The sequence below is a fragment of the Mycobacterium colombiense CECT 3035 genome (assembly GCF_002105755.1).
GTDB classification, from domain to species: domain Bacteria; phylum Actinomycetota; class Actinomycetes; order Mycobacteriales; family Mycobacteriaceae; genus Mycobacterium; species Mycobacterium colombiense.
This window is the reverse complement of sequence record NZ_CP020821.1, coordinates 3110468-3134546: the sequence shown is the minus strand read 5'-3', so window position 1 is coordinate 3134546 and position 24079 is coordinate 3110468. Positions and strand designations below refer to the sequence as shown.

Here is a 24079-nt window from a genome sequence, read left to right as displayed (position 1 = left end):
TCAACGTGTTCGTGGGTCATGTCACAAAATAAATTGGCGATGTGACGATTAGCGGTGGTCAAAGCGGTTAACACGCGCGAAACGCGTAGTTTGACAACATGGCACCGCGCGTGAAACTGACCAACGCCGACAAGGTGCTCTATCCCGCCAGCGGGACCACGAAGAGCGACGTCTTCGACTACTACACGCGCATCGCCGAGGTGATGATCCCGCACATCGCAGGCCGGGCGGCCACGCGGAAGCGCTGGCCCAACGGCGTTGCGGAGGAACCGTTTTTCGAGAAGCAACTGGCGTCGTCGGCGCCCGATTGGCTGCCGCGCGCCAGCGTGACGCATCGGTCCGGGACGACGACGTATCCGATCATCGACAGCGTCGACGGGCTGGCCTGGATCGCCCAACAGGCCGCGCTGGAGGTCCACGTACCGCAGTGGCGCTTCGTCGCCGAGTGGACTCGTAGCCGGGCGGAGGAACTGAAACCCGGGCCGGCCACCCGCCTGGTGTTCGACCTCGACCCGGGTGAAGGCGTCACGATGGCCCAACTCGCCGAGGTGGCGCGCGCGGTGCGTGAGCTGATCACCGGAATCGGGCTGACCACGTATCCGCTCACCAGCGGCAGCAAGGGCCTGCACCTGTACACGCCGCTGCAGGAGCCGGTGAGCAGTAAGGGCGCGACCGTGTTGGCCAAACGCGTGGCGCAACAACTGGAAAAGACGATGCCCACCCTGGTGACGTCGACCATGACCAAGAGCCTGCGGGCCGGGAAGATCTTTCTGGACTGGAGTCAGAACAACGGCGCCAAGACGACCATCGCACCGTACTCGCTGCGCGGACGTGAACAACCCACCGTCGCGGCGCCGCGCACCTGGGAGGAACTCGACGACCCGTCGCTGCGCCAGCTGCGTTATGACGAAGTGCTGGACCGGGTCGCCCGCGACGGCGATCTGCTGGCGCCGCTGGACGAGGACGCACCGATCCCGGATCGGCTGAGCAAATACCGCAGCATGCGCGACGCGTCGAAAACACCCGAGCCGGTCCCCGCCGCGAAACCGGCGATGGGACAAGGAAACAGCTTCGTCATCCAGGAGCACCACGCCCGCCGGCTGCACTACGACTTCCGGCTGGAACGCGACGGCGTGCTGGTGTCCTGGGCGGTGCCGAAGAACCTGCCCGAAACGACCTCGGTGAACCACCTGGCCGTCCACACCGAGGATCATCCGCTGGAATACGGCGGGTTCGAGGGCATCATCCCCCAGGGCGAGTACGGCGCCGGGAAGGTGATCATCTGGGACGCCGGAACCTACGACGCGGAAAAGTTTCACGACGATGAGGTCATCGTTAATCTGCACGGCAGCAGGATCTCCGGACGCTATGCGCTGATCCAAACCAACGGCGACCAGTGGCTGGCGCACCGGATGAAAGATCAGAAGGTCTTCGATTTCGACACGATCGCGCCGATGCTGGCCACCCATGGTTCGGTGACGGCGCTGAAGGCGCGCCAGTGGGCGTTCGAAGGCAAATGGGATGGCTACCGGCTGTTGATCGAGGCCGACCACGGCTCCATCCGGATACGGTCTCGGCGTGGCCGCGAGGTCACCGGCGAATATCCCGAATTACGCTCGCTCGCAGAAGATCTCGCGGAACACCATGTGATCCTCGACGGCGAGGCCGTTGTCCTGGACTCCTCGGGTGTGCCCAACTTCCATGAGATGCAGAACCGCGGCCGAGGCTCGCGCGTCGAGTTCTGGGCGTTCGACGTGCTCTACCTCGACGGCCGCTCACTGCTGCGGGCCAGGTATTCAGACCGGCGTAAGGTGCTGGAAATGCTCGGTGCCGGCAGCGATCTCATCGTTCCCGAGCTGCTGCCGGGCGACGGCGCGCAGGCGCTGGAGCAGTCCGGCAAGCGCGGCTGGGAGGGGGTGATCGCCAAGCGCCGCGACTCCACCTACCAGCCCGGCCGGCGCTCGTCGTCCTGGATCAAGGACAAGCACTGGAACACCCAGGAAGTCGTCATCGGGGGCTGGAAGGCCGGCGAGGGCGGGCGCAGCAGCGGCATCGGCTCGCTGCTGATGGGCATCCCCACCGCGGACGGCCTGCACTTCGCGGGCCGCGTCGGCACCGGGTTCACCGAACGCGACCTGAGCAACCTGAAGAAGACCCTGGCGCCGCTGCACACCGACGCATCCCCCTTCCACCCACCGCTGCCCCGCAGCGAAGCCCGCGGCGTCACGTACGTCGAGCCGGTCCTGGTCGGCGAGGTGCGCTACAGCGAGTGGACCCCGGATAACCGGCTACGCCAATCGAGTTGGCGGGGGCTACGGCCCGACAAGGAAGCGAGTGAGGTGGTACGCGAGTGAAATGGGTTACCTACCAAGGTGATGACGGCGAGCGTGTCGGGGTCGTCTCCGGCGACACCATCCACCCGCTGCCGGCGGGGGTGACGCTGCTCGAGCTGATCGCGCGAGGCCATGACGGCCTGCGGCAAGCGGGGGAGGAGGCGCGGCGCTCCCCGGCGGGCACGGTACCGCTCGCCGACGTGCGCCTGCTGGCGCCCATCCCGCGCCCGCCGTCGATCCGGGATTCCCTGTGCTTCCTCGACCACATGCGCAACTGCCAAGCCGCGCTGGGCGCCGGGCGGGTGCTCGCCGACAGCTGGTACCGAATCCCAGCGTTTTACTTCGCTTGTCCGGCAACCGTTTTAGGGCCCTACGACGACGCGCCGACGGCGCCCGGAAGCGCTTGGCAGGACTTCGAATTGGAGATCGCCGCGGTGATCGGTACCGGCGGTAAGGATCTCACGGTCGAACAGGCCGAACGGGCGATCATCGGCTACACCATCTTCAACGACTGGTCCGCCCGCGACCTGCAGCAGATGGAAAGCCAACTGGGCATCGGCCAGGGCAAGGGCAAGGACAGCGGCGTCACGCTGGGTCCCTACCTGGTGACCCCCGACGAACTCGAGCAGTACCGCCACGCCTCCGATCGCGGCAAGCTGGACCTGCGGGTCACCGCGCTGGTCAACGATGCCGTCATCGGAACCGGGTCGACCGCCCAGATGGACTGGACCTTCGGCGAGGTCATCTCCTACGCCTCGCGCGGGGTCACCCTGCACCCCGGCGACGTCATCGGCTCCGGAACGGTGCCCACCTGCACACTGGTCGAGCACCTCAATCCCGCTGCGCTGGAATCGTTTCCCGGCTGGCTGCACGACGGCGACGTCGTCACGCTCCAGGTCCAGGGTTTGGGGGAGACCCGGCAGACGGTCCGCGCGAGCGGCGCGCCCTTCGCGTTGGCCGCGCGGCCCAACCCGGACGCCCCGGCCGCCGCGCCCCGGGTCAACCGGGCGCCGGCCCGGGTGCCCTACACCCGCGGTCTGCATCAGGTCGGCGACCGGGTGTGGGCCTGGACGCTGCCGGACGGCGGCTACGGGTGGAGCAACGCCGGCCTGGTCGCCGGCGACGGCGCGTCCCTGTTGGTGGACACCCTGTTCGACCTGGCGTTGACCCGCGAGATGCTCACCGCGATGCGGCCCGTCACCGGGTCGGCGCCCATCACCGACGCGGTGATCACCCACTCCAACGGCGACCACACCCACGGCAACCAACTGCTCGACACGTCGGTGCGCATCATCGCCGCGCACGGCACCGCCGAGGAGATCGAGCACGGAATGGCGCCCGAGATGCTGGCCATGGCGCAGACCGCCAACCTAGGGCCGGTGGCGACACCGTACACGCGAGACCGCTTCGGGCACTTCGACTTCAGCAACATCACGCTGCGCAACGCCGACCAGACCTTCGAGCGCAACCTGTCCGTCGAGGTCGGCGGGCGGCGGATCGACGTGCTGAATCTGGGACCCGCGCACACCGCTGCCGACTCAGTGGTGCACGTGCCCGACGCGGGGGTGCTGTTCGGCGGCGACCTGCTGTTCATCGGCTGCACGCCCATCGTGTGGGCCGGCCCGATCGCCAACTGGGTCGCGGCGTGCGACGCGATGATCGCCCTGGACGCACCGACGGTGGTCCCCGGCCACGGACCCGTCACCGATCCGGATGGAATCCGGGCGGTGCGTGGCTATCTCGTGCACGTCGCCGAGCAGGCCGAGGCCGCCTACCGCCGGGGCTTGTCATGGGCCGAGGCCGCCGACACCATCGACCTCGGCGAGTACGCCACGTGGCTGGACGCCGAGCGTGTCGTCGTCAACGTCTATCAGCGATACCGCGAACTCGACCCGCAGACACCGCAATTGGAGGTCATGGCCCTACTGGTGATGCAGGCCGAGTGGTTCGCCAAGCGATCCGCGTAGCGGGCGCCTAGACCCGCACCGCCCTGACGAAACTGATCGTGGCCGCGGGAACCTGATGTTCGGCGGGCCCCAATTCCGGTAGGCCCGCGGCGGAGAACAGATCGGTGAGCCGAAAGGTGGTGGTGTCCCAGCCGTTTGCCGCCAGGTGCGCGGCGACGTCGGTGTGCTCACCCGGATAAGCCAGGCCGGCGACGTCCAGATCGAGGCCGAGCCGTCGCCACCCCTCGGTCATGAGCCGGGCCTGTTCCTGCCCCTCCGGCGTCGACGGGGCGACGGTTCCGAAGTCGCCGGCGAAGCGGCTGCCTTCGCCGGACAACGGAATGATCGCATCCAGCAACCGGACTTCGGCCTCGGGCGGGAGGAATCCGATCAGCACTCCCTCGGCGAGCCACGTCGTCGGCTGATCCGGGTCAAAGCCCGCCGCCTGCAACGCCGCAGGCCAGTCCTCACGCAAATCGATACCCACGGTGCGGAGTTCGGCGGTCGGCGCGGCGCCGATGTCGGCCAGCGTCGCCGTCTTGAACGCGATCACCTCCGGCTGATCGATCTCGTACACCGTCGTCCCGGCCGGCCATCGCAGCCGGTAGGCCCGCGAGTCCAGGCCCGATGCCACGATCACCACCTGGCGCAACCCGGCTTGGCCGGCCGCGGCGAAATAATCGTCGTAAAACCGGGCGCGGGCCGCGAATGTGTCCACCATGCGCGAGAATCCGACACCCTGCTCCAGGTCCATCGAATCGAGTTCGCCGGCCGCCAGCCTGGTGAACACGTCCAGTCCGACGGCGCGCACCAGCGGTTCGGCGAACTCGTCGGTGATCACCGGCTGAGGGCGCCTGGTCGCGGCCGCCCGGGCCGCGGCCACCATGGTGGCGGTGGCTCCCACGCTGTTGGCCAGGTCCCAGCTGTCACTTTCGGTTCGTGCCATGGCTGCTCCTTCGATGTGGTGGCAAAACCACGGTATGCCTCGTCGGTGAATAGCGACGTCGCCTACGGTTCCCCTATGCCCGCAGTGACACTGGAACGCCTCGAAGACAACATCGCTTGCATCACGCTGAACCGGCCGGAGCGCCTCAACGCCATCGATGGGTCGTTGATCGACGGCGTCCATGAGGCCCTGGACGTGCTGGACGGCGGTGAGTACCGGGTGGCGATTCTGACCGGTGCCGGACGCGGATTCTGCGCCGGCGCCGACCTGAGCGGCACCGGGCAGCCCTGGACGCAGAACAAGCCGACCACCCCGGCGTTCAAGGTCAACTACGACGCGCAGGTCCGGCTGGCCAACCTGTACACCCGGATCTACGAGATGGACATCCCCGTGATCGGCGCCGTGAACGGTGTCGCCGTCGGGGGCGGGCTGGCGTTTTCACTGGTCTGCGATATCCGGGTCGCCTCCGAGCAGGCCCGGTTCGGTTCGGTGTTCATCAAGGCGGGCTTCTCGTCGATGGACATGGGCACCAGCTACCTACTGCCCAAGATCGTCGGCGCCGGGGTGGCACGCGAACTCATGCTCACCGGTCGCATCATCGACGCGGCCGAGGCCTATCGCATCAAGCTGGTGCACGAGGTCGTGGCCCCCGATGAGCTGATGCCGGCCGCGCTCGAGCTGGCCCGCTCGATCGCCGAGAACAACGCATATGGCGTGTGGCAGACCAAGATTGGCCTCAATGCCGCACTGGACGCGCCCAGCCTGCGTCATGCCATCGAGATCGAGAACCGCACCCAGATCCTCAGCGGCTTCACCAACAACCCGGTCGAGGCCGCCATGGCGCACCGGGAAAAGCGCGCTCCGAAATGGGATGTGCTGTAAGGCTTCCAGAGCTGACGGCGACAGCCCGCCGCGCTTGCGACCGCCGCTAAGGCTTGATGGCGGCGGCCCGCTGCGCCCGGCTCCGCCGCGCTTGCGACCGCCGCTGAAGCTTGATGGCGGCGGCCCGCTGCGCCCGGCTCCGCCGCGCTTGCGACCGCCGCTGAAGCTTGATGGCGGCGGCCCGCTGCGCCCGGCTCCGCCGCGCTTGCGACCGCCGCTGAAGCTTGATGGCGGCGGCCCGCTGCGCCCGGCTCCGCCGCGCTTGCGACCGCCGCTAAAGCTTCGCGATGACGTTCTCGGCGAACATCTCCAGGTTGCGGATCTTGCTGTCCAGCGGCTCGGTGTCCTTGCCCTTGATGTAGGGGATGCGGAAGCCGACGATGACGTCGGTGACGCCCTTGTCCTCGAGCCGTTTGATGCCGTCGGCGGTGTAGGCGTCAGCCGAGATGACGTGGATCTCGAACGGCCCGGTCTTGCCGGCTTCTTCACGGAACTTCTTCAGCTTGGCCAGCAGGTGGTCGAGTTCCTCGGGGTCGCCGCCGCCGTGCATCCAGCCGTCCAGGCGCGCGGCGCGCCGCAGTGCGGCGTCGGCGTGACCGCCGATCAGGATCGGGACGGGCTTGGTGGGGGCCGGGGTCATCTTGGTCTTGGGGATGTCATAGAACTCGCCGTGGAATTCGAAATAGTCGCCGGTGGTGAGGCCCTGGATGATCTCGATGCACTCGTCCATCCGCTTGCCGCGCCTGGCGAACGGGACACCCAGCAACTCGTAGTCCTCCGGCCACGGGCTGGTGCCGACGCCGAAGCCCACCCGGTTGTCCGTCATCGCGGCCAGTGACCCGATCTGCTTGGCCACCAACGCCGGTGGCCTGATGGGCAGCTTGAGCACGAAGAAGTTGAACCGCAGCTTCGTGGTCACCGCGCCCAATGCCGAAGTGAGGACGAAGGTTTCGATGAACTCCTTACCGTCCAAGAACTCTCGGTTGCCGTCCGGGGTGTAGGGGTACTTCGAGTCGGATTCGTAAGGGTAGGCGATGCTGTCGGCGATCGTCATGGCGTCGTAGCCGGCCGCCTCGGCTGCCTTGGCCAGCGGGATGTAATACCTAAAGTCCGTCATCGCCTCTGCGTAGGTAAACCGCACGTCATCTGACCTTCCTGGAGGGGTTGTCCCTCGACATTAGAACGTGTTCTAGTTTCAGCACAACCGGCAGACGGCTGGTGGTTGCGGACTGGAAATCATCCGCCTCGATGATGCGACACTGTCCGTATGTCCGGGGAGTCGGCTGCGCCCGCTGGATTTCATTCCGTCACGCCGCGAATGGTCGTGAGTGACGTGGCTGTGGCGGTCGAATTCATGCGCGCGGTATTCGGTGCGACCGGATCGGTTGTAGCGGGGCGCCCGGTCGAACTGCGAATCGGGGATTCGGTCGTCATGGTGTCCGAGGCCGGCGAGCGTGACGCATTTCCCGCGTTTCTGTACATCTACGTCGATGACGCGGACGCCGTCTATCGGCGGGGCCTCGCGGCCGGAGCGGTCATCGTCGAGGAACCCTGGGATACGCCGTACGGCGACAGGAGAGCAATGCTGCGTGATGTGTTCGGCAACCTTTACCAGGTAGCGACTCGTATCGACACAACGGCACCATGAGCGCCAGCGGCCCGTCCGGGGCCGCGGGTCATCCGGCTAAAGCTGGTTCTCGGGGCCGATGACCGCCCACACCGTCTTCCCGGACGAGGTGGGGGTGCTGCCCCAGGCTCGGGACAACGCGTCGACGATCGCCAGCCCGGACACGTCGATGCCCTTCTTCGGCGACGGCAGCCGCACGGCGGGCGTATTGCTCGCATCCGACACCGCGATGGTCGCCGTGGTGCCCTGCGCTTCGATGCGCACCGCCGGGACACTCGCGGTGTGCTCCAGCACGTTCTCCACGAAAACGTTGACCACCACCAGTGCCACCGGAATGAGCTTGGACTGCGACCAGGTGGTGAGCCATTCGCGGACCAGGCGGCGTGACTCGCGCAGGCTGGTCAGGTCGGCGGGCAGCTGCACATCGGCGCGGCGCACCGGGCGACGACTGTTCTGGCCGAGCGCCTTCAGCGCGGCTTTCTCGCTCGCATAGACCGGCATGAAGTGGGCGACACCGCTCTTGGTGATCGCCTCGCGCGTCGCCTTGTTGGTGCAGACCAGCACGATCGGAATGTGGGGGGCGCTGCCGGCCTGCCAGTACGCGCCCATGAAGGCCGTCCATGCCGATTCGGTGTGCACCGTGAGCCCGGAGACGTTGACGATGACGGCGGCGGCATCGTCCAGCGTGGCCTTGAGGATGCGTTCGCGCAGCGCGGTCGAGTGGGCGGCATCAAGCTCGCCGTCGACGGTCAGGACGGCAATCGAGTCATCCGTCCGCATCGCAACGGCCACCGGGCTCATCCCAGCTCGGTCCTGGCGTCCGGTTCCATTTCCCGCTCCTCGCATCATGCCGGGCCGATTGCTTGAGTATCCGCTCTCGGCGGCAAAAGTCTACTTCGCGAACCAGCGGTCTCGACACAACCGGAAGCTGCGGGCTGCGATTGGGATCCCGATGGATCCATCCCGCAAGCCCGCAATAAAAGCACCATGCGCCCCCCTCCCACACCCGTCGGGGGCCAAGACCCCCACCCCGAGCGCTATGGAGTCCAATGCCCAGCACGCGCTTGCAACGGGGTTACCACGCAGTGACCGTCGCCAAACTTTTTGGTATGCGCGACAAACGGCAGGTTAACCAGCGCGGAGCACCAGCCTTCGCACCGCGCGTCGGGCGGCGTACATATCAGTGGTCGCTCAGCGCGTAGGGCGGAGCGCCCACTCCGACGATCGAGTGCGTCCCCCACGGTGTCTGTTCGTCGACGCGCGCCGGCGCGCTGCGCTCGCCGACCGTGAGCGTGCCCGTCCGGGATTGCTTCAGGACGTCGCCGGACAGCGGCCCCGATGGGGAACCGAACAGCGTTCCCCGCCAGTGGTAGCGGCCGTCGATCGGGTCCAGATGACCGGTCAGCCGGACCCGCACGGGATGCTGCGCGCCGGCGATTTCCAGCGTGGCGGCGCCGTCGTACGTGTCGGCACCGGCGGGCGCGCTGGCCGAGAGCTCGAACGCGGACGCCACCGGCGGAGGCTCGGCCGGTCGTAGCAGGGCGCGCTCGTTGAACACCCGCTGGCTGCTGGCGCGCACCTCGATGCGGCCACTGGCCGTGCGCGTCATGACTTTCAGGCACTCGGCGACGTAGCGCGCCTGGGCGTCCGGATCGGGACCGGTGACGAAGAAGTAATTGGGAAACCCGCGAATCGCCACCCCGCAGAACGGCTCCATGCCGTCGTGCCAGGCCTGCCGGATGGTCAGCCCGGCCGCGCCGACCAGCGTCCGGTCGTCGGCGTCCTCGGGGATGAAGTAGCCGGTGCCGTAGATGATGGCATCGGCGCGGTGGTCGACCCCGTCGACGGTCCGCAGGCCAGATGCGGTCACCGCCTCGAGCGCCGATGCGACGATCGCGATTGAAGGCCGTGCGGCCGGCCGGCTGTGGCGGCGCAGCCAGCGCTTTGCGCGGGTGGACCACGCCGGCACCTCGGGCACGACGCGACGCGGCGCGTACGCGAACACGGTGACCGCCGCGGCCTCGTCGGTCAGCCGCCCGAGGTGATGAGCGGCCGCGGAGTCGGTGCCGACCACCGCGATGTGCTTGCCCGACGGGTCGAATCCGGAGTCCCACGCCGCGGCGTGAAACGACGCTCCGCCGAACTCGTCGCGCCCGGAGACGGGGGGCAGCCAGGGCCGCTGGACCGGATGATCGGCGGCGACCACGACGTCGGCGCGAACCGAGTCGCCCTCGGCCGTGGTCAACAGCCAGGTTTCGGAGTCGTCGTCAAAGCGCGCGTCCCGGGTGGGCCGGTCCAGCACCGCCAGGTCGGTGGAACCGGCTGCCAGCAAGGAGGTTTGGGCGCTCCGGCCGCGGGCGCCCGCCCCGACGACGGCGATGTGGCAGCGGCGCTCGGCGCGGTCCGGCGGCTGTGTCACAGAAACCTGCTGCGCTTCCAGCCGCGCCGCGCGATCGGGCCCATCAGGCCGATCTCAGTCAAAAACGCCGCCAGCGGCGCGAAGCCGGCAACCTGCGTGTCGCGGCGATGCGGGTTGGTGCGCGCGGTCTTGCGTGCGCGCTTCGGGTCGAGCCCCGCCCGCGCGTATTGGACCGGGTAGTGGAACAAGTAGTCGAAGAAATACCCGCCGAGCCCGTTGATGTTGGCGATGAGCCAGCGGTTGAGGCGAGGCATCTCGACCACGCGCTTGCGCGCGCCGTCTCGGGCGAACTGGATGTGACGGGCCTCTTCGGTGACGTGAATCCGCATGAGGCGCTGGATGATCGGCTGCAGCTCCGGGTCGTCCATCATCTGCCGTTGCAGCGAGTCGAAGATCTCCTCGCCGATCAGCGCGGCCACCCACAGCGTGGAGCCCCGTTGAAACCACAGCGGCAGCGCGTTGATGATCAGGCGATGAAACAGCCGGGGGCGCACCGGCTTGGCGCCGACGCGCTCGATGGCCTTGCCGAACATCACCATGTGGCGGGTCTCGTCGCCTAGCTCGGTCAGCTTGTAGTGCGTCGTCCGGCTGGTGGGGTCCTCGTGCATGATCGTGCGCAGCAGGGCTTGATTGAGTATGTTCTCGAACCAGATTCCGGCCGACAAGATGTTGACGAGTTCTTGGCGGGACAGTTCGATTTGTTGCTCGCGGGTCATCTCGTCCCACATCGGGGTGTCGTACAACGACAGGAGCCGCGGCGGCAGGAAGAATTTGTCCGGATCCAATGGCGCATCCCAGTCGATATCGACGACCGGCTCATAAGACTTCTTGACCGAGCCCTTCAGCAGGCGGTCGGAGAATTCTTCACGACTCGGCCCTACCGGCTTCACCGCTGAGGTCATGCGCCGCTCCCTTCGTTGGGTGCTTCAGACGGTACCCATGGTACTGGGTACTTGCGGTCCCGGCTAGATGCCGGAGGCGGCGATTCGGCAATCTGACGGGCAACGAGCATCAGGAGGCGGCGTAGTGGGCCGGCACATTCACGTCATCGGCATCGGCGCCGGCGATCCCGATTACGTGACCGTGCAGGCGATCGAGGCGCTCAACGACACCCAGGTGTTCTTCGCGATGGACAAGGGCGAGCAGAAGAGCGACCTGGTGGCGCTGCGACGCGACATCTGCGGCCGTTTCATCCGCGAGCCCGGCTACCGCTTCGTCGAGCTGCCCGACCCGAAGCGTTCGGCTGACACCGATTACCGGGACGCGGTGGCGGATTGGCACGCCGCCCGCGCGCAGATCTGGGCCGACGCCATCTCCGCCGAGCTCGGTCCGCACGGCGTCGGCGGGTTTTTGGCCTGGGGCGACCCGTCGCTTTACGACAGCACCCTGCGGATCCTCGACGCGGTTTCCGAACGGGTCGACTTCACGTTCGACGTCATCCCGGGCATCACCGCCGTTCAGGCGTTGACCGCCCGGCACCGCATCCCGCTCAACGAGGTCGGCGAGCCCGTTGTGATCACCACCGGGCGGCAGCTGCGCACCCACGGGCCGACGCCGGGATCCGCCGTCGTGATGCTGGACGCCGACTGCTCGTTCCAGGTCTGCCCGCCCAATACGCGAATCTGGTGGGGCGCCTACCTGGGTACCGACGACGAACTGCTCATCGCGGGCACGGTCGGCGAGGTGGGCCCCCGCATCGTTTCGCTGCGAGCCGAAGCCCGCGACCGGCACGGCTGGATCATGGACACCTATTTGCTGCGACCGGCACACTGAAACCGTGCCCGAACTACCCGAGATCGAAGCGCTGGCCGACCATCTGCGGCGCCACGCCGTCGGCCTGACGATCGGGCGGGTCGACATCGCCGCCCTGTCCGTGCTGAAGACCTTCGACCCGCCGATCAGCGCCCTGCACGGCCAGGCCGTCGTCGGCGCCGAGCGGTGGGGCAAGTACCTGGGGCTGCGCACGGACAACCTTTTCCTGATCGCCCATCTGTCGCGCGCGGGCTGGTTGCGGTGGTCGGACAAGCTGGCCGCGGCGCCGCTGCGGCCCGGCAAGGGCCCGATCGCACTGCGGGTGCACCTCGGCACCCCCGGTGAGGCGCCCGGCTTCGATCTCACCGAGGCCGGCACCCAGAAACGCCTGGCGGTGTGGCTGGTCGACGACCCGGCCCAGGTCCCCGGGATCGCCGCGCTCGGCCCGGATGCGCTGGACCTGGACGCCGACGCGCTGGCCGACGTGTTGTCCGGCAACACCGGCCGGATCAAGACCGTCATCACCGACCAGAAGGTGATCGCCGGGATCGGCAACGCCTACAGCGACGAGATCCTGCACGTCGCGCGCATTTCGCCGTTCGCCACCGCGGGCAAGCTGTCCGATGCGCAACTCGCCACGCTGCACGACGCGATGGTCTCGGTGCTCACCGACGCGGTGAGCCGGTCGGTCGGGCAGGGGGCGGCCACGCTCAAGGGCGAGAAGCGCTCCGGATTGCGGGTGCATGCCCGCACCGGGCTGCCGTGCCCGGTATGCGGGGACACCGTGCGCGAAGTGTCGTTCGCGGACAAGTCTTTCCAGTACTGCCCGACGTGTCAGACCGGCGGCAAAATCCTGGCCGACCGGCGCATGTCGCGTTTGCTGAAGTAGTCGCCCGACTCCGGACTTGACACCTGTCGATATGCTGCCCCGATGACTCGCCAGAAGATCCTCATCACCGGTGCCAGCTCGGGCCTGGGTGCCGGCATGGCGCGCGCCTTCGCCGCCAAGGGCCGCGACCTTGCGCTGTGCGCGCGTCGCACCGACCGGCTCGATGAGTTGAAAGCCGAGCTCTCGCAGCAGCATCCGGGCATCAAGATCGCCGTCGCCGCGCTGGACGTCAACGACCACGAGGCCGTACCCAAGGTGTTCGCCGAGCTCAGCGACGAGTTGGGCGGCATCGACCGCATCGTCGTCAACGCAGGCATCGGCAAGGGCGCGAAACTGGGCTCCGGCAAGCTGTGGGCCAACAAGGCCACCATCGAGACCAACCTGGTCTCGGCGCTGGTACAGATCGAAACCGCGCTGGAGATGTTCAACAAGAACGGCGCGGGGCACCTGGTGTTGATCTCGTCGGTGCTGGGCAACAAGGGCGTGCCCGGCGTGAAGGCGGCCTATGCGGCGAGCAAGGCCGGGGTGAGCTCGCTGGGCGAATCGCTGCGCGCCGAGTACGCCAAGGGGCCCGTCAAGGTTTCGGTCATCGAGCCCGGTTACATCGAGTCGGAGATGACGGCCAAGTCCAACAGCACAATGTTGATGGTGGACAACGAAACCGGCGTCAACGCGCTCGTCGCCGCCATGGAACGGGAGCCCGGCCGCGCCGCGGTGCCGTGGTGGCCCTGGGCCCCGCTGGTGCAGTTGATGCGGGTGCTGCCGCCTCAGCTGACCAAGATGTTCGCCTGAGTCAGCTGGTCCGCCCGCGTTCGCTGCGGTAGCGGCGCACCAGGGCATCGGTGGAGCTATCCGACTGCGGCGCCGGCGAACCGTCCGCGGTGATCACCGGAAGCAACGCCTTGGCCTGGGTTTTGCCCAGCTCCACACCCCACTGGTCGAACGAGTCGATTCCCCAGATCACGCCCTCGGTGAAGACCTGATGCTCATACAGCGCGATCAGCTGACCCAGTACCGACGGGGTGAGCCGGTTGGCCAGGATCGAGGTCGACGGCCGGTTACCGGGCATCACCTTGTGCGGCACGATGTCGGAGGGTGTGCCTTCGGCGGCGATCTCTTCGGCGGTCTTGCCGAAGGCCAGGACCTGGGTCTGGGCGAAGAAGTTGCTCATCAACAGGTCGTGCATGCTGCCGCCGCCCTCGGCGGTGGGCAGGTCGTCGATGGGCTGGCTGAAGCCGATGAAGTCGGCGGGCACCAGCCGGGTGCCCTGATGCAGCAATTGGTAGAACGCGTGCTGCCCGTTGGTTCCCGGTTCGCCCCAGAAGATTTCACCGGTGTCCGTGGTGACCGGGCTGCCGTCCGCCCGGGTCGACTTGCCGTTGGACTCCATCGTCAGCTGTTGCAGGTAGGCCGCGAAGCGCGCCAGGTCGTTGGAGTACGGCAGCACCGCGCGCGACTGCGCGCCCATGAAATTCGAGTACCACAGGCCGATAAGCCCAAGCAGCACAGGCGCGTTGGATTCCAGCGGTGCGGTCTTGAAATGCCGGTCGACGATGTGGAATCCGGACAGGAAGTCCGCGAAGGCTTCTCGGCCGATGACGGCCATCACGGACAGGCCGATCGCCGAGTCCACCGAGTAGCGGCCACCGACCCAATCCCAGAAACCGAACATGTTGTCGGTGTTGATGCCGAAGTCGTCGACCAGACGTTTGTTGGTCGAGACGGCGACGAAGTGCTGCGACACCGCGGCGTCGCCGAGGGCATCGGTGATCCAGCGGCGTGCCGCCGTGGCGTTGGTCAGGGTCTCCAGTGTCGAGAACGTCTTCGACGCGACGATGAAAAGCGTTGTCGCCGGGTCCAAGTCGGCCAGGGTGGCGATCAGATCCGCCGGGTCGACGTTGGAGACGAACCGCGCCGAGATTCCCGCGTCGGCGTAGTGACGCAGGGCCTGATACACCATCACCGGGCCGAGGTCCGATCCACCGATGCCGATGTTGACCACCGTGCTGATGCGTTTCCCGCTGGCTCCGGTCCATTCACCGCTGCGCAACCGGTCGGTGAAGTCGCCCATGGCGTCGAGGACCTCGTGCACGTCTTGGACGACGTTCTCGCCGTCGACGACCAGCTCGGCGTCCCGGGGCAGTCGCAGCGCGGTGTGCAGGACAGCGCGATCCTCGGAGGTGTTGATGTGCACGCCGGCGAACATCTGGTCGCGGCGCTCTTCGAGGTTGGCCGTGCGCGCCAGATCGACCAAGAGCCGCAGCGTTTCTCGCGTGATGCGGTGCTTGCTGTAATCGATGTAGAGATCGCCGACGGAGAGTGTCAGCTCGCGGCCGCGGTCGGGATCGTCGTCGAAGAACTGGCGCAGATGGGTGTCGCCGATTTGGTCATGATGCCTGCGCAGGGCGTCCCACGCCGGGGTGGCGGTGATGTCGGGGAGGATGTGCACGGAGGTCATGCCTCGACCCTATGGGCTGTGGCGTGACGGAGCCAGGTATGGCTGCGGGCTCTGGGCCCACCGATTGAACCCCCGAGGTCAGTGACCGAGCCGGCCCCTGCCCAACCGCAGCAGCAGTATCGCCAGGTCCTTGCCCTCGGGACCGAGCTCGCTGTACCGCTCGATGACCTTCATTTCGCGGCTGTGGACCAGCCGGGTGCCGCCGGACGCCATCCGCGCCTTTCCGATCGCCTGGGACACCTGGGTGCGTCGCTGCACCGCTGCGAGAATCGCGGCGTCCAGCCGGTCGATCTCGTGGCGCAACTCGTCGATGTCGGTGACCTCTTGGGTCTGCACCGTGTCGCTGTCCATCTCTGCTGACTCCGCGTCTTCGTCGTGATGTGGGGGTTCTGGTCTCATGCAGTATCGGGCCTCACAAACGACGAGCCCCGAGTGCCGGAAGCGGACCACGGGGCTCTGCGGAAGCAGTTAGGCCACGGGCACCGCGAACCGGTACCCGCAGGGAAATCGGCGGCGCCACTCCTGAGTCGAGGAGCGTCGCCGACACTGCACGTTGAGCACGAATCGAGTCTGCCACTAAAAGTGGTAAGCGCGCAAAAAAAACGTCCTTAAGCTGGGCTTTTTGGACTTGGGTGCAATTACGCCGCCGCGCCGGATCCGGTTTCAAACGCGATTCCGACACGCCGAATCTCAGGGGTCCCAGTGACTCCGTCCCGGCCGCGCGGGCCACTAGCCTGGTCTGATGCCACGGCGCTGGGCGTCGGTGGGCGGCGGTAAGTTTGGACTGACATGAGTGTGCACGCAACAGATGCCAAGCCGGCCTCGGAAGCAGATCAACTGCTCGAGGGACTCAACCCGCAACAGCGCCAGGCGGTGGTGCATGAGGGTTCGCCCCTGCTGATCGTCGCGGGTGCCGGTTCGGGGAAGACCGCGGTGTTGACCCGCCGTATCGCCTACCTGATCGCGGAGCGCGGGGTCGGGGTCGGCCAGGTGCTGGCCATCACCTTCACCAACAAGGCCGCCGCGGAGATGCGCGAACGGGTGGTGCGGCTGGTGGGCAACCGGGCCCGCGCCATGTGGGTGTCCACCTTCCACTCGACCTGCGTGCGCATCCTGCGCAACCAGGCGTCCCTGATCGAGGGCCTCAACTCCAACTTCTCCATCTACGACGCCGACGACTCGCGGCGCCTGCTGCAGATGATCGGGCGCGACATGGGGCTCGACATCAAGCGCTACTCGCCCCGGCTGCTGGCCAACGCCATTTCCAATTTGAAGAACGAGCTGATCGACCCCGCGCAGGCGGTGGGCAACCTGACCGACGATTCCGACGAGCTGTCCCGCACGGTGGCCAGCGTCTACGGCGAATACCAGCGCCGGTTGCGGGCGGCCAACGCCCTGGACTTCGACGACCTGATCGGGGAAACCGTGGCGGTGCTGCGGGCCTTCCCGCAGGTCGCCCAGCACTACCGGCGGCGGTTCCGGCACGTCCTCGTCGACGAGTACCAGGACACCAACCACGCGCAGTACGTGCTGGTGCGGGAGTTGGTGGGCACCGATACCGAGGACGGCGTCCCCCCCGGCGAACTGTGCGTCGTCGGCGATGCCGACCAGTCGATCTATGCGTTCCGCGGCGCCACGATCCGCAACATCGAGGACTTCGAGCGCGACTATCCGGACGCGACAACCATTCTGCTGGAACAGAATTACCGCTCGACGCAGAACATCCTGTCCGCGGCCAACTCGGTGATCGCCCGCAACACCGGCCGTCGCGACAAGCGGCTGTGGACCGCCGAAGGTGCCGGTGAGCTGATCGTCGGTTACGTCGCCGACAACGAGCACGACGAGGCCCGCTTCGTCGCCGAGGAGATCGACGCGCTCGCCCAGAAGGGCGAGATCACCTACAACGACGTCGCCGTCTTCTACCGCACCAACAATTCGTCGCGGTCGTTCGAAGAGGTGTTCATCCGCGCCGGAATTCCCTACAAAGTCGTTGGCGGAGTGCGCTTTTACGAGCGCAAGGAGATTCGCGACATCGTCGCCTACCTGCGGGTGCTGGACAACCCCGGGGACGCGGTCAGCATGCGGCGGATCCTCAACACCCCGCGGCGGGGCATCGGCGATCGCGCGGAGGCCTGCGTGGCGGTGTACGCCGAGAACACCGGCGCCGGCTTCGCCGACGCGCTCGTGGCCGCGGCCGAAGGCAAAGTGCCGATGCTGAATTCGCGTGCGGAGAAGGCGATCGCCGGTTTCGTCGAGCTGCTCGACGAGCTGCGCGGCCGGCTGGACGACGATCTCGGAGACCTGGTCGAGTCGGTGCTCGAACGCACCGGCTACCGCCGGGAACTCGAGTCGTCCACCGATCCCCAAGAGCTCGCGCGGTTGGACAACCTGAACGAACTCGTCAGCGTGGCACACGAATTCAGCACCGACCGGGCCAACGCCGCCGCGCTGGGTGAGTCGCTGCAAACGCCCGAGGACGAAGACGTGCCGGACACCGGTGTGCTGGCGGAGTTCTTGGAACGGGTCTCGCTGGTCTCCGACAGCGACGAGATCCCCGAGGACGACGCCGGCATGGTGACCCTGATGACGCTGCACACCGCGAAGGGTCTGGAGTTTCCGGTGGTGTTCGTGACCGGCTGGGAAGACGGAATGTTCCCGCACATGCGGTCGCTGGACGATCCGGTCGAGCTCTCCGAGGAGCGGCGGCTGGCCTACGTCGGGATCACTCGGGCGCGGCAACGGCTCTACGTGAGCAGGGCCATCGTCCGGTCGTCCTGGGGGCAGCCGATGCTCAACCCGGAATCGCGCTTCCTGCAAGAGATTCCGCAGGAGCTCATCGAATGGCGGCGCACCGCCCCGGCTCCGTCGTTCAGCGCGCCGGTGAGTGGCGCCGGCCGGTTCGGCACGCCGCGGGCGGCCCCGACCCGCTCGGGGACGAGCAAGCGGCCGCTACTGGTGCTCGCGGCCGGCGACCGGGTGACCCACGACAAGTACGGCCTGGGCCGGGTCGAGGAGGTGTCCGGCGTCGGTGAATCGGCGATGTCGCTGATCGACTTCGGCAGCTCCGGGCGGGTGAAGCTGATGCACAACCACGCCCCGATCAGCAAGCTCTAGCCTGCCGGATTCGGCGCAGGTCTAGGCCTCCAGCCAGCGTTTGGTCTGCGGCAGCAGCACCAGCACGACCGTGGCGATCGGCAATATCGGCAGCAGGTGCACCACCCACGCGACGCGGGCGCCGGCGATGAACACCCCGATGTAGGTGAGGAAGGCGACCAGCGCGCCGGCCATCAGGAGGTAGCGGCTGATCGATCGGCGCTGCAGCAACAGGATCACGCCCGACACCGTGGTGCCGGCGAACACCAGGGCCAGGAAGGCGACCGCGATGCAGAACAGGCGGTCGGTTCGCCACCAGCCGGCGATCAGGTCGGTGGCCACCACCGAGGTGGCCCAGCCGCTGACGATGCTCACCGCGCACGCGGCGACGGCCGTCCGATCGGTGGGCTCGAGGGCAGGCACTCCGGCATAGCCGGTGCGACCCGGACGGGAACCGGCCCGGTAGGCCGCCGATTGCGTGGCGAAGTGGGTGGTCGGACTGTCCGGGGTGGTCGGGATGGGACCGGTCGGCGCGCGCCGGATGATTCGCGTCCGTGACTCGGAGGGCGAATCGTGCTCGGGCGTGGGCTCGGGCGTACGCGGGCCGGAGTTTTCTTCGTTCGGCGCGGTCACCTCAACCAGCGTAGTTGCCGACCATAAGACCACGCTTAGCGAGCCACGGCACGGGGTCTATCCGTTCGCTGCCGCCCTGCAACACCTCGAAATGCAGGTGCGGGCCGGTCGAATTGCCCCGGTTGCCCATGGTGGCGATCTGGTCGCCGGCCATCACGCGCTCACCGACGCTGACCAGCGTGGTGTTGATGTGGCCGTAGAGCGTGACCGTGCCGTCGGCGTGCCGCAGCTTGACCAGCATGCCGTAGCCGCTGGCCGGGCCGGAGTCGATGACGACGCCGTCGGACACCGCGTAGATCGGTGTTCCGATCGAGTTGGCCAGGTCGATGCCGGCGTGCAGCACACCCCAGCGGTAACCGAAGTTGGAGGTGAAGATGCCCTTGGTCGGCATCACGTAGAGCGGCTGCGACAGCCGGGCCTCGCGCTGAGCGCGATCGTTGGCGAAGGCGACGCCCTTGGCGAGCTCCTGGTTGTGCAGCGCGGCGGTCGCTGCCGGCGCCGCGGCGATCACCTGGGGGCCGCGGACGGTGCTGCTGCCGCCCGCGCCGCCGGTGAGCGCGGACGCGTTGGCGGTCAGCACGGCGTCGGTCTTGGGGGTGTCGGCGTGGCTGGTGGCGGTGTGGGCGGCCGCGGCGGCGGCGCCGGCGGCCATCGCCGAGATCAGCAGCCGGCCCCGGGCCGCGCTGGTCGGTTGCTTGCGGTGCTGCCCGCCGCGGCGGGCGACGCCGACGACGTCGGTGGTGTGCGAGCGCTCGAGACGCCGCTCGGTGCGCGGTTCGACGACTACCCGCGGCAGCACCTCGGTGACCGGTGCGGCCAGCCATGCCGGGCGTACGTCGTCGGCCTCGTGGAGGTCGTCGAGCTCGGGCGCCAGCAGCACCTGCGCCTCGTTGTCGAACGGTGAGTCGTTGCTGAAGTCCAAATCGCCGAGATCGCCGGCGTCATCGCTGTACTCGAAGTCGTCGAAATCGAACCCGTCGAGCGGAAGGATCTCGGTGACTTCGGTGCGATGCGGTGCGTCGGCCCACCGGGCGCCTGCGGCGCGACCTACCCTCACGACGCCTTCAGTTACGGCAGAAGGCCGGGCAAAACGGTGCTGGGACAACCTGAAATGTCCTCGTATCGTGACCATAACGTTATCTGGACCCTAGGAAGGTATCCGCTAACGCGCGGGGCTGGCAACCTCGATGGAAAATCCGGCCGGAATTGTGATTTGGATCACGGGGGCGGTCAACCCATAGCCGGTGAGCTGTGCCACATCGGCGGACGCGGCGGTCAAAGCCGTTCGAGGGGTGGATACAGTTCGTCCGTGCGAGTTGCCGAGTGCGGCACCGCCCACCAAGAGGCCTAGTAGTTGAGTCGAGCGAAGACAGAGAGTCCATGGACCTTTTCGAGTATCAAGCAAAAGAATTGTTCGCCAAGCACAACGTACCGACTACGCCGGGACGCGTGACCGACACCGCCGAGGGCGCTCGCGAGATCGCCACCGAGATCGGTCGTCCGGTGATGGTCAAAGCGCAGGTGAAGGTCGGCGGACGCGGCAAGGCGGGTGGCGTCAAGTACGCCGCGACGCCCGACGACGCCTACGAGCACGCCAAGAACATCCTCGGTCTCGACATCAAGGGACACGTGGTGAAGAAGCTGCTGGTCGCCGAGGCCAGCGACATCGCCGAGGAGTACTACATCTCCTTCCTGCTGGACCGCGCCAACCGCACCTACCTGGCCATGTGCTCAGTCGAGGGCGGCATGGAGATCGAAGAGGTGGCCGCTACCAAGCCCGAGCGGCTGGCCAAGGTCCCGGTGGACGCCGTCAAGGGCGTCGACCTGGCGACCGCGCGTTCCATCGCCGAGCAGGGTCACCTGCCCGCCGAGGTGCTCGACGCCGCCGCGGTCACCATCAACAAGCTGTGGGAGGTCTTCGTCGCCGAGGACGCCACGCTGGTCGAGGTCAACCCGTTGGTGCGCGATCCCGAGGACCGCATTCTGGCGCTGGACGGCAAGGTCACCCTGGACGCCAACGCCGACTTCCGCCAGCCCGGCCACGCCGAGTTCGAGGACCGCGACGCCACCGACCCGCTGGAGCTCAAGGCAAAGGAGCACGACCTCAACTACGTCAAGCTCGACGGCTCGGTCGGCATCATCGGTAACGGTGCGGGCCTGGTGATGTCGACGCTCGACGTCGTCGCCTACGCGGGCGAGAAGCACGGCGGGGTCAAGCCGGCCAACTTCCTCGACATCGGTGGTGGCGCGTCGGCCGAGGTGATGGCCGCGGGCCTCGACGTCATCCTGAACGACAAGCAGGTCAAGAGCGTGTTCGTGAACGTCTTCGGCGGCATCACGTCCTGCGACGCCGTCGCCAACGGCATCGTGACCGCGCTGAACATGCTCGGCGACGAGGCCAACAAGCCGCTCGTGGTCCGGCTCGACGGCAACAACGTCGACGAAGGCCGGCGCATCCTGGCCCAAGCCAACCACCCGCTGGTGATCCAGGCCGAGACCATGGACGCCGGTGCCGACAAAGCCGCCGAGCTGGCGAACAAGTAAGGGACACAAGAGATGTCGATCTTCCTGAACAAAGACTCCAAGGTAATCGTCCAGGGCATCACCGGCGGTGAGGGCACCAAGCACACCGCGCTCATGCTGAAGGCCGGCACCCAGGTGGTGGGTGGCGTGAACGCCCGTAAGGCGGGCACCACCGTGTCGCACGTGGATCCCGTCGGCAAGGACGTCGAGCTCCCGGTCTTCGGCACCGTCGCGGAGGCGATGAAGGAGACCGGCGCCAACGTGTCGGTCGTCTTCGTGCCGCCGAAGTTCGCCAAGGACGCGATCATCGAGGCCATCGACGCCGAGATCCCGCTGCTGGTCGTCATCACCGAGGGAATCCCGGTGCAGGACAGCGCGTATGCGTGGGCCTACAACGTCGACAAGGGGCAGAAAACCCGCATCATCGGGCCGAACTGCCCCGGCATCATCACCCCGGGCGAGGCGCTGGCGGGCATCACCCCGGCGAACATCAGCGGGCCCGGCCCGGTCGGCCTGGTCTCCAAGTCGGGCACCCTGACCTACCAGATGATGTACGAGCTGCGCGATTTCGGCTTCTCCACCTCGATCGGCATCGGCGGCGACCCGGTGATCGGCACCACCCACATCGACGCCATCGAGGCCTTCGAGAAGGACCCCGACACCAAGGTCATCGTGATGATCGGTGAGATCGGCGGCGACGCCGAGGAGCGTGCCGCCGACTACATCAAGGCCAACGTGTCCAAGCCGGTCGTCGGCTACGTCGCGGGATTCACCGCGCCGGAGGGCAAGACGATGGGCCACGCGGGCGCCATCGTGTCCGGCTCGTCGGGCACCGCGGCCGCCAAGAAGGAGGCCCTGGAGGCGGCCGGCGTCAAGGTGGGCAAGACCCCGTCGGAGACAGCGGAATTGGCCCGGGAGATCCTGCAGAGCCTGTAGGGGCCGACCGTGGCGATCGCGAGCGCGGCGTAGCCGGGCGAAGCGGGCCGCCACTTTCGAGCCGTGCGTCGAGCCCCGGATTTGGCCGGGGCCCGACCCTCGGTAGATAGTGGGTCTATGAATCTCGACCCGAACACCCCCGTCATCGTCGGGGTGGGCCAGTTCACCGAGCGCATCGAGGACTCCGGCTACCGCGGCATGTCGTCGGTCGAATTGGCGACGGCGGCGGCGCAGGCCGCACTGCACGACTGCGGGGCCGACGCCAGCGCGGTCGCCGCGGCGATCGACACCGTCGCCGCAATCCGGCAGTTCGAGCTCTCCGGGCGCACACCCGCGCCGATGGGCAAGTCCAACAACTACCCGCGGTCGGTGGCCGAACGCATCGGTGCCGCACCGGCGCGCGCGGTTCTCGAGCCCATCGGCGGCCAGGGCCCCCAGCATCTGGTCACCGAGTTCGCCGGCGTCATCGCCTCGGGTAAGGCCGAGGTCGTGATGATCTTCGGCTCCGAAAACACTTCCAGCATCCGGTATTTCGCGGACCGGGAGAAGCCGGACCACTCCGACACGGTAGAAGGTTCGCTCGAGGACCGGGGCTTCGGCTACGACGGGTTGTTCGATGACTACACCGTCGCGCACGGCCTGATCGGGGCGCCCGCCCAGTACGGCCTGCTGGAGAACGCGCGCCGCGCCCGGCTGGGCCTGAGCGTGGCGGACTACCGGCGCCAGATGGGCGAACTCTTCGCCCCGTTCACCAAAGTGGCGGCGAAGAATCCGTTCGCGTCCTCTCCGGTGGAGCGCGGCGTCGACGAGTTGATCACCGTCACGGCGTCCAACCGGATGATCTGCGATCCGTACCCGCGGCTGCTGGTGGCCCGCGACCAGGTCAACCAGGGTGCGGCCGCGCTGCTGATGTCGGTGGCGGCCGCGCGGCGGCTCGGCGTGCCCGAGGAGCGCTGGGTGTTCCTGCACGGCCACGCCGACATGGTGGACCAGCCCCTGCTGGACCGCCTCGACCTGACGTACAACTCGGCTTCGGTATTGGCCGTCACCGAAGCTCTCGCCGGGGCCGGTGTCGGCATCGACGACGTCTCGACCTTCGACCTGTACAGCTGCTTCCCGGTGCCGGTGTTCAACTTCTGCGACGGAATGGGTCTGGCCACCGACGATCCGCGCGGGCTGACGCTCACCGGCGGCCTGCCGTACTTCGGCGGACCGGGCAACAACTACTCACTGCACGGCATCGCCGAGACGGTCAGCGAAATGCGGGACCTGCCGGGGCAATTCGGCCTGGTCGCCGCGAACGGCGGGATCATGAGCAAGTACTCCGTCGGGGTGTACTCGACCACGCCGGTGAACTGGAAGCCCGACAACGGCGCCGCACTGCGCGCCGAGGTCGCCGCCCGCCCCAAGATGCCGGTGACCATCAAGGCCGATGGTCGGGCGAGGATCGAGACCTACACGGTGCGCTACGACTGGCCGGTGCACACCGGCCTCATCGTCGGCCGGCTCGACGACGGCAGCCGCTTCCTGGCCCTGAGCGAGGACCCCGATCTGGTCGGCCTGCTCAGCGAGGGCGAGCCGCTCGGGGCGTCGATCGTGGTCCGGCCGACCGAGAAGGACAACCGGGTCACGCTGGCCTGAG

The 24079-nt window shown here is 67.5% G+C and carries 20 protein-coding genes and 1 pseudogene; 12 read left to right on the top strand and 9 right to left on the bottom strand.

What is annotated here, in order from left to right; translation table 11 throughout:
- Positions 1 to 98: 98 nt before the first annotated feature.
- Together B9D87_RS14300 and B9D87_RS14295 are read left to right on the top strand one after the other, a co-directional pair.
- Positions 99 to 2354, top strand: coding sequence for an ATP-dependent DNA ligase (locus tag B9D87_RS14300; protein WP_007777035.1), 2256 nt, complete (start codon positions 99 to 101; stop codon positions 2352 to 2354).
- Positions 2351 to 4300, top strand: coding sequence for a fumarylacetoacetate hydrolase family protein (locus B9D87_RS14295; protein WP_007777032.1), 1950 nt, complete (start codon positions 2351 to 2353; stop codon positions 4298 to 4300). Before B9D87_RS14300 ends, B9D87_RS14295 begins: the two co-directional genes overlap by 4 nt.
- A 7-nt stretch (positions 4301 to 4307) precedes the next feature.
- Here the strand turns inward: B9D87_RS14295 and B9D87_RS14290 are convergent, their stop codons facing one another.
- Positions 4308 to 5225, bottom strand: coding sequence for a class I SAM-dependent methyltransferase (locus tag B9D87_RS14290; RefSeq protein ID WP_007777031.1), 918 nt, complete (start codon positions 5223 to 5225; stop codon positions 4308 to 4310).
- Between the two features lie 75 nt (positions 5226 to 5300).
- On the opposite strand from B9D87_RS14290, the gene B9D87_RS14285 reads away from it, so the two are divergent.
- Entirely contained in the window at positions 5301 to 6107 is an 807-nt protein-coding gene (locus B9D87_RS14285) for an enoyl-CoA hydratase/isomerase family protein (protein ID WP_007777029.1), read from the top strand.
- A gap of 274 nt (positions 6108 to 6381) precedes the next feature.
- Here the strand turns inward: B9D87_RS14285 and B9D87_RS14275 are convergent, their stop codons facing one another.
- A complete protein-coding gene (locus B9D87_RS14275; protein ID WP_007777028.1) occupies positions 6382 to 7248 on the bottom strand; it encodes an LLM class flavin-dependent oxidoreductase in 867 nt (288 codons plus the stop codon).
- A 126-nt stretch (positions 7249 to 7374) separates the two neighbouring features.
- Between B9D87_RS14275 and B9D87_RS14270 the strand changes: the two genes are divergently transcribed.
- Entirely contained in the window at positions 7375 to 7755 is a 381-nt protein-coding gene (locus tag B9D87_RS14270) for a VOC family protein (protein WP_077093788.1), read from the top strand.
- A gap of 36 nt (positions 7756 to 7791) precedes the next feature.
- Here the strand turns inward: B9D87_RS14270 and B9D87_RS14265 are convergent, their stop codons facing one another.
- The 3 genes from B9D87_RS14265 to B9D87_RS14255 form a co-directional block, all read right to left on the bottom strand.
- The gene (locus B9D87_RS14265; RefSeq protein WP_040631978.1) at positions 7792 to 8535 is read right to left on the bottom strand and encodes an STAS domain-containing protein; all 744 of its coding nucleotides are present in this window, start codon (positions 8533 to 8535) and stop codon (positions 7792 to 7794) included.
- A gap of 379 nt (positions 8536 to 8914) precedes the next feature.
- Complete coding sequence (locus tag B9D87_RS14260) at positions 8915 to 9904, bottom strand: DUF4873 domain-containing protein (protein WP_234010151.1); 990 nt, start codon at positions 9902 to 9904, stop codon at positions 8915 to 8917.
- A 245-nt stretch (positions 9905 to 10149) separates the two neighbouring features.
- The gene (locus tag B9D87_RS14255) at positions 10150 to 11055 is read right to left on the bottom strand and encodes an AurF N-oxygenase family protein (protein WP_007777019.1); all 906 of its coding nucleotides are present in this window, start codon (positions 11053 to 11055) and stop codon (positions 10150 to 10152) included.
- Positions 11056 to 11179: 124 nt separating this feature from the next.
- On the opposite strand from B9D87_RS14255, the gene cobF reads away from it, so the two are divergent.
- From cobF to B9D87_RS14240, 4 genes and pseudogenes are all read left to right on the top strand, one after another.
- A complete protein-coding gene (gene cobF, locus B9D87_RS14250; protein WP_007777016.1) occupies positions 11180 to 11926 on the top strand; it encodes a precorrin-6A synthase (deacetylating) in 747 nt (248 codons plus the stop codon).
- 4 nt (positions 11927 to 11930) lie between these two features.
- Positions 11931 to 12125 (top strand): annotated as a pseudogene (locus B9D87_RS27510) (DNA-formamidopyrimidine glycosylase family protein); the annotation flags it as partial.
- A 210-nt stretch (positions 12126 to 12335) separates the two neighbouring features.
- Positions 12336 to 12794, top strand: a complete 459-nt coding sequence (locus B9D87_RS27505) for a zinc finger domain-containing protein (RefSeq protein ID WP_234010149.1) — start codon at positions 12336 to 12338, stop codon at positions 12792 to 12794.
- A 42-nt stretch (positions 12795 to 12836) separates the two neighbouring features.
- Positions 12837 to 13586, top strand: a complete 750-nt coding sequence (locus B9D87_RS14240; protein ID WP_007777012.1) for an SDR family oxidoreductase — start codon at positions 12837 to 12839, stop codon at positions 13584 to 13586.
- 1 nt (position 13587) lies between these two features.
- On the opposite strand, the gene pgi is transcribed toward B9D87_RS14240, so the two are convergent.
- Together pgi and B9D87_RS14230 are read right to left on the bottom strand one after the other, a co-directional pair.
- Positions 13588 to 15252 carry a glucose-6-phosphate isomerase gene (gene pgi, locus B9D87_RS14235; RefSeq protein WP_007777009.1) on the bottom strand — a complete coding sequence of 555 codons (1665 nt, stop codon included), beginning with the start codon at positions 15250 to 15252 and terminating at the stop codon, positions 13588 to 13590.
- 78 nt (positions 15253 to 15330) lie between these two features.
- The gene (locus B9D87_RS14230) at positions 15331 to 15651 is read right to left on the bottom strand and encodes a chorismate mutase (protein ID WP_077093793.1); all 321 of its coding nucleotides are present in this window, start codon (positions 15649 to 15651) and stop codon (positions 15331 to 15333) included.
- Positions 15652 to 16041: 390 nt separating this feature from the next.
- Here B9D87_RS14230 and pcrA point away from each other — a divergent pair, with 390 nt between their 5' ends.
- On the top strand, positions 16042 to 18366 hold the full coding sequence (gene pcrA, locus B9D87_RS14225; RefSeq protein ID WP_007777004.1) for a DNA helicase PcrA: 2325 nt from the start codon (positions 16042 to 16044) through the stop codon (positions 18364 to 18366).
- Positions 18367 to 18387: 21 nt separating this feature from the next.
- On the opposite strand, the gene B9D87_RS27205 is transcribed toward pcrA, so the two are convergent.
- Together B9D87_RS27205 and B9D87_RS14215 are read right to left on the bottom strand one after the other, a co-directional pair.
- Entirely contained in the window at positions 18388 to 18978 is a 591-nt protein-coding gene (locus tag B9D87_RS27205) for a hypothetical protein (protein WP_007777002.1), read from the bottom strand.
- A 1-nt stretch (position 18979) separates the two neighbouring features.
- Positions 18980 to 20035 (bottom strand): M23 family metallopeptidase, encoded by a 1056-nt coding sequence (locus B9D87_RS14215; protein WP_007777001.1) that lies wholly within the window; start codon positions 20033 to 20035, stop codon positions 18980 to 18982.
- Between the two features lie 323 nt (positions 20036 to 20358).
- Here B9D87_RS14215 and sucC point away from each other — a divergent pair, with 323 nt between their 5' ends.
- From sucC to B9D87_RS14200, 3 genes are all read left to right on the top strand, one after another.
- Positions 20359 to 21522, top strand: coding sequence for an ADP-forming succinate--CoA ligase subunit beta (gene sucC / locus B9D87_RS14210; RefSeq protein WP_007776999.1), 1164 nt, complete (start codon positions 20359 to 20361; stop codon positions 21520 to 21522).
- A gap of 12 nt (positions 21523 to 21534) precedes the next feature.
- Positions 21535 to 22437, top strand: coding sequence for a succinate--CoA ligase subunit alpha (gene sucD, locus B9D87_RS14205; protein WP_007776997.1), 903 nt, complete (start codon positions 21535 to 21537; stop codon positions 22435 to 22437).
- Positions 22438 to 22554: 117 nt separating this feature from the next.
- Positions 22555 to 24078, top strand: a complete 1524-nt coding sequence (locus B9D87_RS14200; RefSeq protein WP_007776995.1) for an acetyl-CoA acetyltransferase — start codon at positions 22555 to 22557, stop codon at positions 24076 to 24078.
- The last annotated feature ends 1 nt before the right edge of the window (position 24079 follow it).

Coding starts and splice junctions, on each gene's coding strand:
- B9D87_RS14300 (WP_007777035.1), top strand. CDS start 99: ATGGCACCGCGCGTGAAACTGACCAACGCCGACAAGGTGCTCTATCCC.
- B9D87_RS14290 (WP_007777031.1), bottom strand. CDS start 5,225: ATGGCACGAACCGAAAGTGACAGCTGGGACCTGGCCAACAGCGTGGGA.
- B9D87_RS14285 (WP_007777029.1), top strand. CDS start 5,301: ATGCCCGCAGTGACACTGGAACGCCTCGAAGACAACATCGCTTGCATC.
- B9D87_RS14270 (WP_077093788.1), top strand. CDS start 7,375: ATGTCCGGGGAGTCGGCTGCGCCCGCTGGATTTCATTCCGTCACGCCG.
- B9D87_RS14265 (WP_040631978.1), bottom strand. CDS start 8,535: ATGAGCCCGGTGGCCGTTGCGATGCGGACGGATGACTCGATTGCCGTC.
- B9D87_RS14255 (WP_007777019.1), bottom strand. CDS start 11,055: ATGACCTCAGCGGTGAAGCCGGTAGGGCCGAGTCGTGAAGAATTCTCC.
- B9D87_RS14240 (WP_007777012.1), top strand. CDS start 12,837: ATGACTCGCCAGAAGATCCTCATCACCGGTGCCAGCTCGGGCCTGGGT.
- pgi (WP_007777009.1), bottom strand. CDS start 15,252: ATGACCTCCGTGCACATCCTCCCCGACATCACCGCCACCCCGGCGTGG.
- B9D87_RS14230 (WP_077093793.1), bottom strand. CDS start 15,651: ATGAGACCAGAACCCCCACATCACGACGAAGACGCGGAGTCAGCAGAG.
- pcrA (WP_007777004.1), top strand. CDS start 16,042: ATGAGTGTGCACGCAACAGATGCCAAGCCGGCCTCGGAAGCAGATCAA.
- sucC (WP_007776999.1), top strand. CDS start 20,359: ATGGACCTTTTCGAGTATCAAGCAAAAGAATTGTTCGCCAAGCACAAC.
- sucD (WP_007776997.1), top strand. CDS start 21,535: ATGTCGATCTTCCTGAACAAAGACTCCAAGGTAATCGTCCAGGGCATC.
- B9D87_RS14200 (WP_007776995.1), top strand. CDS start 22,555: ATGAATCTCGACCCGAACACCCCCGTCATCGTCGGGGTGGGCCAGTTC.